Genomic DNA, 18,211 nt, shown 5'->3' with positions numbered 1-18,211 from the left:
AATAAAAAACATAGAGAAAACGTAAATAAAAAGGAGCGATAGATATGACCTTGAAATATAATCGAGTAGTCAATGATGAAACAAATGAAATTCAGGCAAAACGTCGTAGTTTTAGTCGTTGGAACGATAAAAATTTGAAAAAAGACTTAATGAATAATCATCGCAGTGACCGTAGTGTTAAAATGAATAATCATTTACCTCAACAAAGTCCTATGTTGATCCGACAATTAATTAAAGAAATGATTCGTTCCAAAAAATTAGTTCAAATAAAAATGGTTGGAGTAACAATTGAAGGAATTTTTAAAAATGTTTCAAATAACCAAGTTTCAATTCTAACTAGTAACGGACTTCAATTTTATTCTCTGTTTGATATTCAGGCAATTAATTAGTTTTTTAACCTCTTATTTAGTAAAATATTGAATAAGGTGGTGTTTAACTATGGAACTAACTTTTCAAAAAGCAAATCGATCTGAATTGCCGTATATTATTGATGTTTACAATCAAAGCATTGCTGGACATCAGGCTACGGCAGACTTAAATCCTATTAGTGTTAGTGATCGAATCCTTTGGATGCGTGATCGAGATCAATCTAAGAGACCCATTTTTATAATTTTAAATGATGATGAGCGGGTAGGATGGGTCAGCTTGAACGATTTTTATGGTCGAGAAGCTTATGAACATACGGCTGAAATAAGTATCTACATTGATAGTGAATTTCAACATCAGGGAATTGCTAATCAAGTGTTAACTGACATTGAAAAAATGTGTCCAGAGTTATCAATTGATACAATCGTAGCTTATATTTTTCATCATAATACGCCTAGTATCAATCTATTTAAAAAACATTCATTCGTTGAATGGGGACATTTGCCAGCTGTTGCAGAAATCGAGCATCAAAAATATGATTTAGACATCTTAGGAAAACATGTCAATGAATAATAAAAAAGGATTACCAAACATGGTAATCCTTTTTTTTATGAATGAATTGAATCAGTAATTTGACGAGTAATGTTAACTCGATCTAACATATCCTTTTTAGTGTCAGCCATCTTAGTTTTTAAACTATCTAATACGACGACAGAATTAGGATTGAAGTCAACGGTTTTAAGAAGATGTAGGTACGCATCAATGCAATCATTTAAGTCTGTTTCTTCTTTTGACGATAACGTCTTGAGATTTTGTTTATTTAATGAATATTTTTTCTTTAAAGCAATTAACTGAGAATCACGATTCATTAATAAATAATTTTTTTGAGTATCATTTTTAATTTGTCGTTTTTTAATTAAGACTTTAAATCGTTTTAATTCATTTTTAATTCTTGTAAATTCTTTAATATTCTTTCCATTATAAACAGCATCAAAAACTGTATCTGAATATCGAATTAAGCACTTAGTTAATTCTTCTATTTGCGGATCGTTCAAATAACGTAGTTCCCTTTGCGAAAATGAGTACTCTTTTTTTAATTTAAAGTAAGCAGCTTTATCAACATTTTTAACGCCCTGATGTTCAGCCCAAACATCTAAATTTGTATGTATTAATTTATATTTTCTTTGTCTAACTCTACCTACATAGAAAAAATGCATCTTACCATAACGGATGTTGACTTCATTTTTTCTTTTATACTTTCGTTTTGAACTAAAGAAAACAGCAACTAGAATTGCAATTCCGATGATAATAATAAAAATAGGAATTAATTCCTGAAAATCTGAACTGTTTAAAGACAAAAATCTCACCACTTTCTAAACAGAATAATATCTTTATTATACAACAATTCTAAACCTGATTAAATAGCTTTAGGATAATGACGTGTTTGCTTTAGAATACATTTCATATGTCAGCTGATCGAAACAGACAAATGTAACGGATAATGAAGAATTAAATTGTTGAATACTTTTGATTGCAATTTGAGCAGCATCTTTTAGCGGATATCCATAAACACCTGTACTAATTGAAGGAAAAGCAATCGTTTTGCAACCCAATTTATTTGCTAATTTCAAACTATTTTGATAACAATTTTTTAACGATTTGGCCTCTTCGAACGAGCCGCCTTGCCAAATTGGTCCGACGGTGTGAATAATGTATTTTGCATTTAAATTAAAAGCAGAGGTTGCTTTAGCCTCACCAGTTGGACATCCATGCAATTTTTGACAAGCTGCATCTAGTTCTTGTTTTCCAGCAGCTCGGTGGATGGCACCATCAACGCCGCCACCACCAAGTAATCCACGATTTGCAGCATTGACAATGGCATCGCCATGATATTTAGTAATATCGCCGAGCGTAACTTTAATTTTATTCATAAGCATCATCCTTGTTTTTTTAAATTGATTGTATACAATGTAATTATAAAGCATAAAACTACATGGGGGTATTATTATGAACTTTGATTATTCTGACAAAACAACTTTAAATTTAGGAAATCCTAATGCTGAACACGAATTAACAATTGTTCTTAATTTGGGTTGTCCATTTTGCCGTAAATTTTATTTAGCTAATCGCAAGGCAATTAAACAAAACAGTGAAGCAGGTAGTTTGAACATTCACATTAAATTCTGGAACAAACCAAAACCAGGTTTATTAAATGGAAATGTTGCCAATGATGATGTTGACTATTCAAAGCCTAGCGAGGCATTGGAATTTATCGATAAGGCTTACGCTTCCCAAGAAATTATCGATAATCTTGATCATGATGATGTGGCTCATTATTTAGAAGAAGAATTAGGTGCTAGCCGTCATGTCAGTGATGAAGTAGCTGAGGATAATATTAAAGAATACGAAGCCAATGGATTAACATCCGTTCCTACTATTATTATGGATGGTAAAATTGTTGGTGATAGTAATTACAAATTAGCTGATTACAGTAAATAGGAAATAGGTTTTAATAATGCCAAGTATCAAGCAACGAATTCGAATGTTTGCTCAATGGGCTACAGCTATGGATATAATTTCATCAACCAATGATTTAAAATCTGTTGCACGACCTGATCATAGAAGTTGGGTTATTACGATTGAAAATTATCATGGTCGTCAGGTTGATTTTTTAATCACTGCTGTTTCCGGAAGTAAAGAATATCAGATTAAGAAGGATGCCCAAATTTTTTGGCAGGGGATTCCGACTGATACAAATTTTAACTTAGTGATGCGTTCCGTATTGAATAAAATTTAAAAACTCGATAGGAGAAATCCTACCGAGTTTTTTAGTTCATATGATTAAGTAATACTAAAACACCATAAAGGCTTATAGCATCAAAGAAGAAAGCTAATACTAAAATTCTTCTTATTATCCGAACGGCTTTAATAAAGCTATCTGGAATGATAATAATTTTAATTTCATTATCTAAATGGGTGCGACTGTATTGTTTGTAATCATCATTTTTTTGCTTAATTAAATTTGTGTTAATAAAAAAATAAAAAGAAAGTTCAAGACATAAGGTAATAATTGGAATTAAAGCTAAGTTAACATCAGCAATTAAATATCCGCCAATACTGATTCCAAGTGTAATAAGCATGATTCCATAAGTAATTAAATTCGCATAGTATTGGTATACATTTTTAATGCTAAGTTTCATCCTATAATCAAATATGTATTGATGCCGATTAATAAGATCGATCGTTGTTAAACTAGGCCAACTTTTCTTTACAAATTGTAGGTGCTTATAATTTAAAAGTCCTTCACCAATCAATCCAAAAACAATAATTAATGTTATTAAAGTGATGATGACGAATAATATGAATGCCATTAAAATTCATCTCCTTGTAATTATTATATCATTCAATTAATATTTTGGAATTCTCTTTTTGAATGTTTATTTTACCTGCTTTTCAAGTATCAAAAATATTTATGGAAAGTCAAAAAACATGATTTACAATAAATTTGAGTACAAACATCGCCTGTTATGATACTAGAAGCCATGTTGTTCTAGCATCCAGTGGTTACTACATCTGTAAGTTGGCATACCTTTACAGTATTTATTACCCTAAGGCTGATAAGGTTAAGATGGTAAGAGTTACTAAACGTTGCGGTATTCAGATTCATTATCGTCGTGAATTCAGCGATAAGGGTAAATGGTTGCCAAAGGACGTAAGTTTAAGATTGTTAAGACAATAAAACAAGGTACGATTACTACTTTCTACCTCAGCGATGGCTGTTACATCACAAGTAATAAAAAGTAGGTTAAAGCAATTTAATTAATAAACATTAAATGAGATTCTCATTTGAGAATCTCATTTTTTTAGACATTTAGACATAAACTAATGGGTAGATATTTTTAATTAATAGTATTACAATGGGATGGAAAAATGAGGGTAGTATGTGATAGCATATAGTTACTACATAAAAATACAAGAGGATTATTATAATAATTTTCTTCTTAGTTGTTATTAAATGAAAATGATTAGAATTATATTTACATAGGGGGTAAGTATGTATGATATATAATAAATTTGAATTTAAAAAAGTTAATGATAAAAAAATAATGAAAAAAGTTAAGAAACAATGGGTTGTCGTTTCTGCTTCTTTGTTTACGGTAATTGGTGGTTATGGAATATCTCACTTAGTTCAATCTGATACAACAACTGTTCATGCGGATACCAATTCCAACTATGGATCGGGATACGATAGTACTTCAAATAGTGAGATGTCTTCAGCTTCGGTTAGTGCAACGAGTACCAGTACACAGTCCGCAAGTGTGAATTCAGCTTCTGGTTATGAAACTTCCTCAGTAAGCAGTTCTGTTGATAATAAAGTTGTAGGATCTATCAGTAATGATGTTAATAGTTCAAGCGAAAAAAGCATTGCTACATCTACGAATCAAGAAAGTCAAACTGCTACTAGTCAAAATAGTAATGTTGATGATAATAGTAAGAATAGTTCTTCTAATGTAACTGTTTCACTTAGTTCAAATGATACAAAATCTAATGTGGATAGTGTAAGCACATCATCAGATAGTTCAATGAATAGCAATTCAGTCGATCAAAATGATGTTAATGTTACAACAAGTGGAATTTCCTTAACACAATCTAGCACTACTGTATCGGCTAGTTCAGTTTCATCATTCATCACGAGTAATGGGTCTAGTTCTTCTTTTGATGGTAAAACTACCACTAACAGTTCATCTGATGATGATACTAATGATGCAGTTTCTTTAGCTGACAGTGCCTTATCTTCAGCTGTGGTATCATCTTCAGAAATGAATTCACAGTACTTATCTTTAAGTTCGATAAACGATGGTCTTAAGTCAAGTTTTAGTCAATTGATATTCACTAATTCTGATACACGATCAACAGCCTCAAATGCTTTAACGACAATGGGACAATTGGTTGAAAATGCTTCTAATGTTAATCAAAATGCGAAAAGTAATGCAAACACAGTTTTAGATGCTGACTTAATGACTCATTCATATGCTAACTTAATAACTCAATCTGATTCATCTAATTCAGACTATATAAAATCAGCTTTTTCTACTGCTAATTTAGCAGTAAATGCTGCTAATCAAATTACATTAGACTCTAAACAAGTAAGTGGCTTTGCAGATAATGTTCAACAGGCTTTAAATGACTATACTAATTACACTAGTGCTGCCAACGCTAAATCATCATTAGCGGAAATTGATGATTTAGATATGGATAGAATTGGTGCAACTGAAGTTGCTAGTGGAAAATGGGGGACAGCATCTTGGACCTTGGATGATCAAGGGGCATTATTTGTTCATGACGGGACTTTAGATAAAAGTCAATCTGGTATTAATAGTGTAATTAATAAAGTAAAGTCAATTTCTTTTAATAATGCAGTTGCTCCAATTAACTCTGATGGCTTATTTGCTTATATGGATGGATTAGTTTCGTTTGATGGAAATGGATTAGATACATCGAAAGTAACTAATACTAGATATATGTTTGCGTTCGATAACGCATTAGAAAATATAAATCTAAGCAATTTTGATACATCAAAAATAACTAATATGAGCTATATGTTTTTACAAAACACTAATTTAAAAAATATAAATCTAAGTAATTTTGACACATCAAAAGTAACTAATATGAGTGGTATGTTTTCTGGAGACACTAAGTTAGAAAATATAAATCTAAGTAATTTTGATACATCAAAAGTAACTGATATGCATGATATGGTTTCAAACACTAATTTAAAAACAATTATTCTTGGGAACAAAACCACATTGGCTTCTAATTCATGGGAATCAGCTCCTACAATGTATCAAGTAGATAATGATAATCCCGTATCTGTTAATTTAGCGGATGGACAATCACATCAGGGTACCTGGGGTGTTAATGCAATTGGAAAATGGGGGACAGCCACTTACGAACTTGACTCATCAACCGGCAATTTAGCAATTTCTAATGGTGATTTAGAAACGAATGTTACTCCACAAGCAATTAAAGATGCGACAAATGCAAGTAGTATTAAAAGTATTACAATTACTAATACTAAAGCACCAGTTGATAGTTCACATTTATTTGATTTTGGATTACATTTAAACTCATTTGACGTATCTGGTTTGGATACTAGTAACACTACGAATATGAATTCAATGTTTGCAAATGTTGATAGTCCTACTATTACTGGTTTTAATACTTGGGACACTAGTAAAGTTACTAATATGGCTAGTATGTTCTTTAATGGTAGTCAGGGACAAACGAGTACACTTGCAAGTTTAGATCTTAGTCATTTTAATACTTCCAATGTTACTGATATGAGTAATATGTTTTTTTATGAAGATAAGTTAACATCTCTTAATCTAAATAACTTTGATACTTCCAATGTTACAGATTTTCATAACATGTTCCAGTCAGTAAAGGGGCTAACTAGTTTAGATCTTAGTAGTTTCAGAACTCCTAAAGCCAAGGACATTTCTAATATGTTCTTTGATATGGGACAATTAAAATCAATTGATGTTTCAAAGTTTGATACAAGTAATGTTACCACAATGGCTGGTATGTTTATGCTTGACGAATCTTTAACAAATTTGGATCTTTCTAATTTTAATACTGATAAAGTGACTACTTTTGGAGCAATGTTTGCTAGTGATCATGGTCTTCAAACTCTTAACTTTAAGAATTTAAATGTTGTTAATAATGCTAATACCGGATACATGTTTGGAGACACAAATGCTTATTGGGCATTTCAAAAAATAGATTTATCCAATGCGCATGCAGTATTTAATGGCAATAGTTTAACTGGAAATTGGTATTTAGTTGGTGATGGTGAAACCACTAATTTAGTTACCAACTCGAATGTTAAAAAGGGAGTTTACCTTAATAAATCAGTTGGTACTTGGAATGATAACGCTACTAGTGCCAGTTCTTCGTCTTCCGCAGCCGCAGATATTGCTGTTAATGCAGATGAATATTCTAAGGAAGCTTCTTCATTTGCTATTTCAACTAGTTCTGCTGATGGAAATATTATTAATGACTCTATAACTGTAAGTTCTGCATCTAGTGCGATTGCTTCAATTGCTTCTGTCGCTGTTAATTCCAGCAATTCAATTATCCAATCTGCTTCTAGTGTTGCTACGTCTGCAAGTGGTGTAGTATCTTTTGCATCTAGTGATGCGGCGATTGCTTCTGAGGATGCTGTTAGTGCTAATAGTGCTGCAAGTATTGCTGCTTCCAATACGCGTAGTTATGCTAGCAATGCATCGCTTCAATCATCAATTGCATCATCTGCTGCTTTAGAGGCAACTAGTTATTACAATGATGGGAACCAAGCTTCAGCTTCTGCAATGAGTACTGCTGCTAACGATGCTTCAAAAGCAGCTACTGATGACGTTGCAAGTGCAAAAGCTCAAGTTAATGTTGCTCAATCAGCAGCTAGTTCTGCTTCAAGTGCTTTTGTTCGAGCTGCTAGTGATCAATCAAAAGCTGATTCTGCAAGAGCATCTGTTATTGATGCTCTAGGTAGTGCTCAAAATGCCAATGCTTCAACAGCTGATAGTAATGCTGATTCTCTAGCAAGTAAAGCTGATTCTGAAATGAACGGTAGTAATGGTATTACTAGTAATCAAGTTATCGTGAGTTCCGCATTTAAATTTATTACTAGTGTTTCTTCTGATTATCCAAGTGAGTCTGTAGTGAAAAGTGCCTACAGTATTGCTTCAAATGCTTCTTTAGCTATGTCTTCAGCATATGCTGCTGGTTCGATAAATGATAGTGAAGCTCAATCAGCTAAAGTAGTTGCGGACAATGCTTTCGCTTCTGCTCATAGTTATGCTAGTGCTGTTTCTTCTTATAATAATGATGCAAGTAATAATTCATCAATGGCACTTTCTTACGCTATAGCTGGTAATCAAACAAGTGCTAGCGAATATGCCATTAAGGCTTCAAATGATATTATATCTGCTAATGCTAATATTAGTAGTATGAATGCATATGCTTCTACAGCAACAAGTGCTTATAATACTACTTCAAGTGCAGAATTAATTGTTTCAAATAATAGTAATGTTGCTTCTAGTGCAGCGTTGACTTTGACTGCAGAATCTGCCGCAGTCGATTCATTTATTGCTAGTTCCGCTAATAGTGGTGCGAATAGTAGTAGTTCACTTGCAAGTAGTGCAAGATCTGCAGCTATATTAAATTCTTCTGCTATAGCTGTATATTCTAGTGAAAATACTAATATTGATATAATTGCTAATAGTGCATATACTACGGCTACTGTATTATCACAAGTTAATTTAAATTATCAATTAATAGATAGTAGTGTTATTGATTCTGTTTTTGATGCTGTAAAGAGTGCTTCTTCGGTTGAAAGTTCTGCTAAATTAGATCTTAATAAACAATCTGCCGCTGCAAATTCAGCAGTAAGTTTAACTTTTGCTACATCATCAACAGCAAGTTTGGCTGCTTGGACGGCTAGTTCTGCTAATATCGTTGCATCCAATGCTGCTTCAACAGCTTTAAATGATTCTAATGCTGGTAATATTTCTGATGCAAGTTATCAGGGATCAATTGCTAGTTCAGCTGCTAGTGTTGCTTTATCAGCTTCAATTACTGCTAGTAATGCTGCTTCTGAAACTGTTCAATATGAAAATAATGCTTCAACTGCTGCCAGTATTGCAGCTGTGGATTCTTCAACAGCTAATTCTGCTGCGTTAGCGGCTTCTAATGAAGATCAAGTCGGAATACAAAAGTTAAAATCAGTAATAAATAGTGTGATGGTAAGTGCTAGTTCAACAATGATTTCACTTTCTGGTAAAGTCAGTGTGGCAAATAGTTCTGCTATTGTTAATTCCAATGCAGCTAGTTCTGCAAATAACAAAGTGAATGAGTATTATTCTGATGGTAGTAGTGCTACTAGCAAGATTAATAGTATTGCTTCTGATGCGGTTAATAGTAGTAATTCGATTATTTCTGCAGCTAAAAGTGCAGCAAATAGTGATATGATTTCCTTAACGTCATATCGTAATGATGCTAGTTCTGCTAACTCGGTTGCAAGTAATCAATATATCACGGCCTCTAGTGCTAATAAAGATTTTGCTACTAACAGCAAAACGTTAAACGGTTTGATAAATCAGGGTAAACAAATTAATAATAATATTGGTCCGGGTGCTATTATTGTAAGAAATGTAGTAAATTTTGTTTCTGATGCAAATAATGATTTAACTAATCTTTCTTCTGCTGAAGTTGTGATTAGTAGTGCTGCATCACAGGCAATTCTTGATGAAAATAGCGCTTCTATTGCTGATGCAAATATTCAAGCTAATTTAAAGTCAGCTGAGGATGCCAGTGCTGCTGATAGCAGTGCTTCTTTGGCAAACTCTGAAGCCAGTGCAGCAAGTAATTCAGCTACAGGATCGAACGGAGCCGGTAGTAGTTCATCTGTAGCTAGTTCTGCCGCCAATGTTGCTTCTAATGATGCCCAAGGGGCTGCTAAGAACGCCCAAAGTGCATCTGTTGATGCTGCGAGTGCTTCTGATTATGCCAGTGATGCTGCTAAGATTGCTTCCGCTAATCCAAAGAACTCAACGGTCAGTTCCGCAACGTCAGTTGCTAAGAGTGCTGCTGAACAAGCTAGTTCTGCAGCTTCTGATGCTCAATCTCAAAGCAGTATTGCATCCAGTGCGGCTAGTCGGGCAGGTTCCGATGCCACAGTTGCAAGTAGTCAAGCGGTTTTAGCTAGCTCCGCAGCTACTGATGCTAGTTCAGCTGCCATTGTTGCTAGTTCGGCTGCTTCAAAGGGTGATAGTTCGGCTGCTTCATCAGCTCAAGTAGTTGCAAGTACCGCTTCTGCTTCTGCTGAAAATGCTTCGATTGCCGCAAGTAAAGCGGCTGCCGATGCAATTGCGCAAGAAACTTCCGCTGCAAATGCCTCGAATGCGGCTGCTAACGATAGTAAGACGGCTCATGATGCCGCTTCAACAGCTAGTTCCGCCAATAGTGCGGCTTCGAGTGCCGCTACCGCAGGTAGTGGGAGTGCTGCGAACACTTCGAATGCTGCTACGAATGCCAGTGCAGCTGCCAACGAAGCTTCCAACGCTGCTAATGATGCTGATAAGTACTCTAAAGAAGCATCATCATCTGCAATCGCCACTAGTTCAGCTGATGCTCAAGTCATTACTGATTCAACGGACGTAAGTTCAGCTTCCAGTGCCATCGCCTCGATTGCTTCTGCTGCTGTTAACTCCGGTAATCCAGTCATTCAATCCGCTTCTAGTGTTGCAACTTCAGCAAGTACAGTAGCTTCCAGTGCTTTCAGTGACGCTGCCATTGCAAGTAGTGACGCTGCCAGTGCTAATAGTGCTGCAAGTAATGCTGCTAAGAATGCTCATAGTTATGCTTCTGACGCAAGTAAACAAGCTTCGATCGCCGGTAGTAATGCCGCAATCGCTAATAGTTATTATTCTGCTGGAAATCAAGCATCGGGAGATGCTTACAGTAATTCCGTTATCAATGCTTCTAAGGCTGCGGCCCAAGATGATACGAATGCTCAATCACAAGCAAGTATTGCCCAATCTGCCGCTAGTTCTGCATCGAGTGCTTCAGTTCGTGCCGCTAGTGACCAAGCTAAAGCTGATGCCGCTAAGGCATCCGTTGATGCGGCCTTAACTAGTGCTCAAGCTGCTAGTGCTGCGGACAGCAGTGCTTCTTTGGCCGGCTCTGAAGCTAGTGCAGCGAGTGCTTCGGCCACTGGCTCCAACGGAGCCGGCAGCAGCACATCTGTCGCTAGTTCTGCAGCTAGTGTCACTTCTAAAGATGCTGTCTCGGCATCTCAAAATGCTCAAAGTGCTTCCAATGAAGCTTCGAGTGCTTCTAGTTATGCTAGTGCAGCCTCCCAAGTCGCCTCTGCTAACCCAACTAATAGTACCGTTAGTTCCGCTGCTGCGACTGCTAAGAGTGCCGCAAGTACAGCTAGTTCAGCAGCTTCTGATGCTCAATCTCAAAGTAGTATTGCTTCCAGTGCAGCTCAGAGAGCAAGCTCTGATGCAACTGTTGCAAGTAATCAAGCTTCTGCAGCTTCATCAGCTGCTAAGGTAGCAAGTAGTGCTGCTAGTGTTGCCAGTTCTGCTGCTTCGCAAGGTAATAGTTCTATTGCCTCATCTGCTGAAATTGATGCAAGCACTGCTTCTGCTTCCGCCCAAAGTGCTTCGATCGCTGCAAGTAATGCCGCTGCTGATGCTAAAGGTCAGGAAAATATTGCTAGTGCCGCTAATGCTTCTGCTTCTGCTGATAATAGTACTGCTAGTGCTGCTAACAGTATGGCTTCGAGTGCTAACAATGCTGCTAACAGTGCTGCAGGTAGTGCTGCTGGTTCTTCGGCAAGTAGTCAAGCAACTAGTATCAGTGCTGCAATCGCATCAATTGCTAACTCTGCCAGTGCATCTTTAGACGCTGCTAAACAAGCATCGATTGCTGCTAGTTCCGCTGATACGAAAGTTAACAGTTACTACAGCGACGGCAGTAGTATCGCAAGTACGATCAATAGTATTTACAATGATGCGGTTAATAGTGGGAACCCAGTCATTTCAAGTGCCTCGACTGCTGTTAAGAATGATCTTACTTCATTGAGTTCATACAGTGCGGATGCTAGTTCTGCCAACTCAGTTGCAAGTGGTGAATACATTGTTGCATCTAATGCGTATGCAAGCTTTACTAGTTACAAGAGTAGTGCAGATAGTTATGCAACACAGATTAGTAATATCAATAAACAAATTGCTTCTGATGCTAGTGCTGGGAATGCAACTGCTTTAGCAAATGATGAAGCTGATGCGGCAAATGTCGTTTCGTCTGCGAACACATTACTCACAACTGCTCAAAATACTTCTGCAACTATTTCTAGTGCAACTTCCGTAGCCCAAAGCGCTGCTTCTCAAGCTATTAAAGATGAAAGTAGTGCATCTAATGTCAATGTTAATGTTCAAGCAGAATTGAAGTCTGCTGAAGATGCCAGCACTGCCGATAGCTATGCTTCTGCTGCTAAGAGTGCCGCTAGTTCCGCTTCTAGTTCTGCAACTGGTTCTAATGGAGCCGGTAGTAGTTCTTCTGAAGCTAGTTCATATGCTTCCGATGCTTCTACGGCTGCTAACTCGGCCTCTGTAAATGCTCAAAGTGCATCCAGTAACGCTACTAAGACTTCTAGTTATGCTAGTTCTGCGGCTTCCATTGCGGCTGCGAATGCAAGTAATGCAACTGTAAGCTCTGCTAACTCCGTGGCTCAAAGTGCGTCTAAAGTAGCTAGTTCCGCTGCTTCTGATGCATCCAGTCAAGCTGCTATCGCTTCATCAGCTGCTAGTCAAGCTGGTTCGGATGCCAAAGTTGCTAGTTCTCAATCTGCTATTGCAAGTCAAGCTGCTGTTAATGCTAGTTCTGCCGCTAGTGTCGCTAGTTCCGCTGCTGCTAAGGGAGATAGCTCTACGGCTTCCTCCGCTGCTGCTGTCGCAAGCAATGATTCTAACTCCGCGCAAAGTGCATCAATTGCTGCAAGTAATGCGGCAGCTGATGCCAAGAACGAAGATCAAAAAGCCAAAGACGCAAGTAATGCGGCTTCAAACGATAGTGCTGCCGCATCTAATGCTGCCGATAGTGCTAGTTCCGCTGCTTCGAAGGCGGCTAGTGCTGCGACCGCAGGTAGCAATAGTGCTTCGAATGCTAAACAAGCTGCTGCCAATGCTAGTGACGCTGCTAACCAAGCACGGACAGCTGCTAACTCTGCTGATAGTTATGCTAAGATCGCATCTGATTCTGCAATTGCCACCAGTTCTGCTGATGATCAAGTGATCGATGATTCTAATGTTGTTAATACTGCTTCCAGTGAGATTGCGGCAATTTCTAATGCTTCTGTTAATTCTGGTAACCCTGTAATTGCATCTGCTTCAAGTGTAGCTACTTCTGCTAGTTCCGTTGCATCCAGTGCTTCCAGTGACGCTGCAATCGCATCTAGTCAAGCTGCTAGTGCGAAGAGTGCCGCTAGTGAAGCTGCTTCCAGTGCTGATAGTTATGCTTCCGATGCAAGTAACAAAGCTTCCTTAGCATCCTCGAATGCTTCAATCGCTAATAGTTACTACTCTGCTGGTAACCAAGCTTCCGGAGATGCTTTCAGTAATACTGTTAATGCTGATTCACAAGCTGCTGCCCAAGACGCAACGAATGCTCAAAGTGAAGCTGTTATTGCCCAATCGAATGCTAGTTCGGCATCCAGTGCTTCAGTTCGAGCTGCTAGTGATCAAGCTGCTGCTGATGCTGCAAAGGCATCCGTTGATGCTGCTTTAACTAGTGCCCAAGCAGCCAGTGCTGCGGATAACAGTGCTTCTTTGGCTAGCTCTGAAGCTAGGGCTGCCAGTGCTTCTGCCACTGGCTCCAACGGAGCCGGCAGTAGTTCATCTGTAGCTAGTTCTGCCGCCAGTGTTGCTTCTAATGATGCCCAAGGGGCTGCTAAGAACGCCCAAAGTGCATCTGTTGATGCTGCGAGTGCTTCTGATTATGCCAGTGATGCTGCTAAGATTGCTTCCGCTAATCCAAAGAACTCAACGGTCAGTTCCGCAACGTCAGTTGCTAAGAGTGCTGCTGAACAAGCTAGTTCTGCAGCTTCTGATGCTCAATCTCAAAGCAGTATTGCATCCAGTGCGGCTAGTCGGGCAGGTTCCGATGCCACAGTTGCAAGTAGTCAAGCGGTTTTAGCTAGTTCTGCTGCTACTGATGCTAGTTCTGCAGCCATCATTGCTAGTTCTGCTGCTGCCAAGGGTGATAGTTCTGCAGCTTCATCTGCTCAAGTAGTTGCAAGTACCGCTTCTGCTTCCGCCCAAAGTGCTTCAATCGCTGCAAGTAATGCGGCTGCTGATGCAATCGCACAAGAAACTTCTGCTGCAAATGCCTCGAATGCGGCTGCTAACGATAGTAAAACGGCTCATGATGCTTCTTCTACAGCTAGTTCCGCCAATAGTGCGGCTTCCAGTGCCGCTACTGCGGGTAGTGGAAGTGCTACGAATACTTCGAACGCTGCTAATAATGCTAGTGCTGCGGCAAATGAAGCTTCGAATGCTGCTAATGATGCCGATAATTACTCTAAAGAAGCATCATCATCTGCAATCGCCACTAGTTCAGCTGATGCCCAAGTCATCACTGATTCAACGGACGTAAGTTCAGCTTCCAGTGCGATTGCATCGATTGCTTCTGATGCTGTTAATTCTGGTAATCCAGTGATTAAATCCGCTTCTAGTGTTGCAACTTCAGCAAGTGGAGTAGTTTCATTTGCTTCCAGTGATGCCGCAATTGCAAGTAGTCAGGCTGTCAGTGCTAATAGTGTGGCCAGTATTGCGGCCTCCAATGCGGATAGTTACGCTAAAGATGCTTCAAACCAAGCTTCAATTGCTGGAAGTAATGCCGCTATTGCTGACAGTTACTACTCTGCTGGTAACCAAGCATCCGGAGATGCCTACAGTAATTCAGTTATCAATGCATCTAAGGCAGCTGCTCAAGATGCCACCAATGCTCAAAGTGAAGCCACGGTAGCTCAATCAGCAGCCAGTTCTGCATCCAGTGCTTCGGTTCGAGCTGCTAGTGATCAAGCTAAAGCTGATGCTGCTAAGGCGTCTGTTGATGCTGCATTAACGAGTGCTCAAGCTGCTAGTGCAGCTGATAGCAGTGCTTCTTTGGCAAGTTCTGAAGCTAAGGCTGCGAGTGCTTCTGCCACTGGATCTAATGGAGCCGGTAGTAGTTCCTCTGAAGCTAGTTCATATGCTTCTGATGCTTCGAATGCTGCTAACTATGCTTCTGCTAATGCCCAAAGTGCATCTAGTAACTCCGCTAAGGCTTCTAGTTACGCAAGTTCTGCGGCATCCATTGCGGCTGCGAACGCAAGTAACGCTACGGTAAGCTCTGCTAACTCTGTTGCTCAATCTGCATCCAGTGTGGCTAGTTCGGCTGCTTCCGATGCATCTAGTCAAGCTGCGATCGCATCCAGTGCGGCTAGTCAAGCTGGTTCAGATGCCAAGGTTGCTAGTTCACAATCTGCCATCGCAAGTAAAGCAGCTTCCGATGCCAGTTCTGCTGCTAGTGTGGCAAGTTCCGCTGCTTCTAAGGGTGATAGCTCCACGGCTTCCTCCGCTGCTGCTGTTGCAAGTAATGATTCTAATTCTGCTCAAAGTGCTTCGATCGCCGCAAGTAATGCCGCTGCTGACGCTAAGAACGAAGACAGTAAGGCGCAAGCTGCATCTACGGCCGCTGCTAACGATAGTTCCGCTGCTTCCAATGCTGCCGATAGTGCTAGTTCGGCTGCTTCCAAGGCCGCTAGTGCTGCGACCGCAGGTAGCAATAGTGCATCTAACACTTCTAACGCGGCTGCGAATGCCAGTGACGCTGCTAACCAAGCACGGACAGCTGCTAACTCGGCTGATAGTTATGCTAAGATCGCTTCTGATTCCGCTAGTGCTACTAGTTCTGCTGATGCTGCAGTCATCAATGATTCTAATGCTATCAATACTACATCTAGTGCCATTGCTTCAATCGCTAACGATGCCGTTAACTCTGGTAACCCCGTGATTGCATCTGCATCTAGTGTTGCTACTTCAGCAAGTTCAGTTGCCTCCAGTGCTTCTAGTGACGCTGCGATCGCATCTAGTCAAGCTGCTAGTGCTAAGAGTGCGGCAAGTACTGCTGCCTCCAGTGCTGATAGTTATGCTTCCGATGCAAGTAACCAGGCATCGAACGCTTCTAGCTATGCTTCAATTGCCAATAGTTACTACAAGGCTGGTAACCAAGCTTCTGGAGATGCTTACAGTAATTCTGTAAATACTGCTTCACAAGCTGCTGCTCAAGATGCTACGAATGCACAAAGTGAAGCGGTTATTGCGCAATCGAACGCTAGTTCGGCTTCTAGTGCTTCGGTTCGTGCGGCTAGTGATCAATCAGCTGCTGATGCTGCGAAGGCCTCCGTTGATGCGGCCTTGACTAGTGCCCAAGCTGCTAGTGCCGCCGATAGTTATGCTTCCAAGGCTTCCAGTGAAGCCAGCGAAGCATCCAGTGCTGCCACTGGTTCCAATGGAGCCGGTAGTAGTTCATCGATCGCCAGTTCGGCTGCCAGTTCCGCTGCTTCTGATGCTGCTTCGGCTTCTAATAGTGCCCAAAGTGCTAGTTCTGAAGCTAGTGCAGCTTCTAGCAATGCTAGTGCCGCCGCAAGTGCGGCCTCTGCTAACCCAAGTAACAGTACGATCAGTTCCGCTGCTTCGACTGCTAAGAGTGCGGCAAGTACGGCCAGTTCCGCTGCTTCGAATGCCCAATCAGATGCATCTAAGGCTTCTAGTTATGCTAGTCAAGCTAGTTCAGATGCTAATACCGCATCCAGTGCGGCTTCTGATGCTAGTTCGGCTGCTTCACAAGCAAGTATTGCTCACAGTATCGCCAGTTCGGCTGCTTCACAAGGGGATAGTTCCGCTGCCTCATCCGCTGAACAATCCGCTAGTTCTGCTGATTCCAAGGCTAAGGCTGATTCTAGTGTAGCAAGTTCCGCTGCTAGTGCGGCTAAGAGTGCTGCAGATTCTGCTAGTGACGCATCTAATGCTGCCAGTGCCGATAATTCAACTGCCAGTTCCGCTGCCAGTCAAGCTTCGAGTGCCAACAGTGACGCCCAAAGTGGAGCCAACAGTGGGAACTCTAGTTCTGCTAATAGTATGTCAGATGCAACGAGTGCGGCTGCTTCCAGTGCCAATGCTGCTAACTCTGACGCTTCTAAGTACGCTAGTGAAGCGGTTTCTGCTGCGAACGCTACTAGTGGCTTCAACACCACAGTAAGTAACAATGCTTCGCTTGCTGCAAGTATTGCCAGTGCTAACACTAGTGATTCCGTGGTATCCAGTCAAAATAGTCTTGCTAAATCGGCATCTAATACTGCTAGTGCGGCCTTATCCGATGCGATCGTTCAATCATCCGCTGCATTAAGTTACTCCACAGAAGTATCCAGTGCGGCTAGTGTGGCAAATAGTAATAATACCACTGCTAGTTTTGCGGCTAGTCAAGTCAACTCCTTGGTATCGCAAGCAAATAGTGCCTTTGCGCAAGGTAACAATAGTTTGGGTAGTACCTTTGCTTCCCAAGCTAATACTGCCTTAGCTGGTATGAGTGGTTACCAAAGTGCTGCTACGAGTGCCGCTTCCGTTGCAAGTAGTGTGACTGCAAGTGCCTCAGTAGCTGCTTCGAAGGCCATCAGCGACCAAGCGGTCGCCAGTTCGATGGCTGATATTGCCATCAAGGCTGCTTCGAACGCAAGTAATGCCAGTGGTGGTAGTTCTGCTAGTTCCGCTATCAGTAGTATCAGTTCTAACATTGCTTCCTTAGCTAATTCCGCAAGTGGCGACATCACTGCAGCTTCGATCGCTAATTCCCAAGCAGCAAGTGCTTCTGCGGTTGTCAGTGCGGATTCAAGTCAAGGTGCTAGTTATGCTGAAACGGTCGCTAAGATGACCGATTTGAGTCCTACTAATTCTATGAACCGTTCGAACTCAGTGATCGCTAGTGCTTCAGCAGCGATCTCCAATGCTAATAGTGCACTCAATAGTTTAAGCGCTGATGCTACCAAACAAAGTTCCATTGCCAGTGGGGCTTATTCCGGTGCGCAAACTAATTACAATAGTTTGACGAGTGCCCAAAGTGTTGCTTCTAGTTATGTTGTATCTGCTAACTCGCTTGCTACGCAAATCTCTAATGACGCTGCCGCTGGAAATGCCATTGCATTGTATCAAATGATGAAAAATTAGATTCGCAAACTGCTTCC

At 40.1% G+C, this 18,211-nt stretch carries 9 protein-coding genes; 6 read left to right on the top strand and 3 right to left on the bottom strand.

Annotated elements, in window-relative coordinates; all coding sequences use genetic code 11:
* Positions 1-44: 44 nt before the first annotated feature.
* Positions 45-389: a hypothetical protein gene (locus AC3B6G_RS00305; protein ID WP_489848467.1), complete on the top strand. Its 345-nt coding sequence runs from the start codon at positions 45-47 to the stop codon at positions 387-389.
* 49 nt (positions 390-438) lie between these two features.
* The gene (locus tag AC3B6G_RS00300; RefSeq protein ID WP_489848466.1) at positions 439-939 is read left to right on the top strand and encodes a GNAT family N-acetyltransferase; all 501 of its coding nucleotides are present in this window, start codon (positions 439-441) and stop codon (positions 937-939) included.
* A 35-nt stretch (positions 940-974) separates the two neighbouring features.
* Here AC3B6G_RS00300 and AC3B6G_RS00295 read toward each other — a convergent pair whose 3' ends face one another.
* Positions 975-1,724: a hypothetical protein gene (locus AC3B6G_RS00295; RefSeq protein ID WP_489848465.1), complete on the bottom strand. Its 750-nt coding sequence runs from the start codon at positions 1,722-1,724 to the stop codon at positions 975-977.
* 69 nt (positions 1,725-1,793) lie between these two features.
* The gene (locus tag AC3B6G_RS00290; RefSeq protein WP_489848464.1) at positions 1,794-2,297 is read right to left on the bottom strand and encodes an O-acetyl-ADP-ribose deacetylase; all 504 of its coding nucleotides are present in this window, start codon (positions 2,295-2,297) and stop codon (positions 1,794-1,796) included.
* A gap of 76 nt (positions 2,298-2,373) precedes the next feature.
* On the opposite strand from AC3B6G_RS00290, the gene AC3B6G_RS00285 reads away from it, so the two are divergent.
* Entirely contained in the window at positions 2,374-2,865 is a 492-nt protein-coding gene (locus AC3B6G_RS00285; RefSeq protein WP_489848463.1) for a thioredoxin domain-containing protein, read from the top strand.
* 16 nt (positions 2,866-2,881) lie between these two features.
* Positions 2,882-3,163: a hypothetical protein gene (locus tag AC3B6G_RS00280; RefSeq protein ID WP_489848462.1), complete on the top strand. Its 282-nt coding sequence runs from the start codon at positions 2,882-2,884 to the stop codon at positions 3,161-3,163.
* 31 nt (positions 3,164-3,194) lie between these two features.
* Here the strand turns inward: AC3B6G_RS00280 and AC3B6G_RS00275 are convergent, their stop codons facing one another.
* Positions 3,195-3,737: a hypothetical protein gene (locus AC3B6G_RS00275; protein ID WP_489848461.1), complete on the bottom strand. Its 543-nt coding sequence runs from the start codon at positions 3,735-3,737 to the stop codon at positions 3,195-3,197.
* Between the two features lie 134 nt (positions 3,738-3,871).
* Here AC3B6G_RS00275 and AC3B6G_RS00270 point away from each other — a divergent pair, with 134 nt between their 5' ends.
* Positions 3,872-4,105 carry a hypothetical protein gene (locus AC3B6G_RS00270; RefSeq protein WP_489848460.1) on the top strand — a complete coding sequence of 78 codons (234 nt, stop codon included), beginning with the start codon at positions 3,872-3,874 and terminating at the stop codon, positions 4,103-4,105.
* A gap of 319 nt (positions 4,106-4,424) precedes the next feature.
* Positions 4,425-18,194 (top strand): BspA family leucine-rich repeat surface protein, encoded by a 13,770-nt coding sequence (locus AC3B6G_RS00265; RefSeq protein WP_489848459.1) that lies wholly within the window; start codon positions 4,425-4,427, stop codon positions 18,192-18,194.
* Positions 18,195-18,211: the final 17 nt, after the last annotated feature.

The sequence above is a fragment of the Nicoliella sp. ESL1149 genome (genome assembly GCF_058107265.1).
Note: the sequence above shows the minus strand (reverse complement) of the source record. Positions and strands in the feature narration are given on the sequence as shown.

What these genes read in the sequence shown, in the direction of transcription:
- AC3B6G_RS00305 (WP_489848467.1), top strand. Translation starts at nt 45, where the DNA reads ATGACCTTGAAATATAATCGAGTAGTCAATGATGAAACAAATGAAATT.
- AC3B6G_RS00300 (WP_489848466.1), top strand. Translation starts at nt 439, where the DNA reads ATGGAACTAACTTTTCAAAAAGCAAATCGATCTGAATTGCCGTATATT.
- AC3B6G_RS00290 (WP_489848464.1), bottom strand. Translation starts at nt 2,297, where the DNA reads ATGAATAAAATTAAAGTTACGCTCGGCGATATTACTAAATATCATGGC.
- AC3B6G_RS00285 (WP_489848463.1), top strand. Translation starts at nt 2,374, where the DNA reads ATGAACTTTGATTATTCTGACAAAACAACTTTAAATTTAGGAAATCCT.
- AC3B6G_RS00280 (WP_489848462.1), top strand. Translation starts at nt 2,882, where the DNA reads ATGCCAAGTATCAAGCAACGAATTCGAATGTTTGCTCAATGGGCTACA.
- AC3B6G_RS00275 (WP_489848461.1), bottom strand. Translation starts at nt 3,737, where the DNA reads ATGGCATTCATATTATTCGTCATCATCACTTTAATAACATTAATTATT.
- AC3B6G_RS00265 (WP_489848459.1), top strand. Translation starts at nt 4,425, where the DNA reads ATGATATATAATAAATTTGAATTTAAAAAAGTTAATGATAAAAAAATA.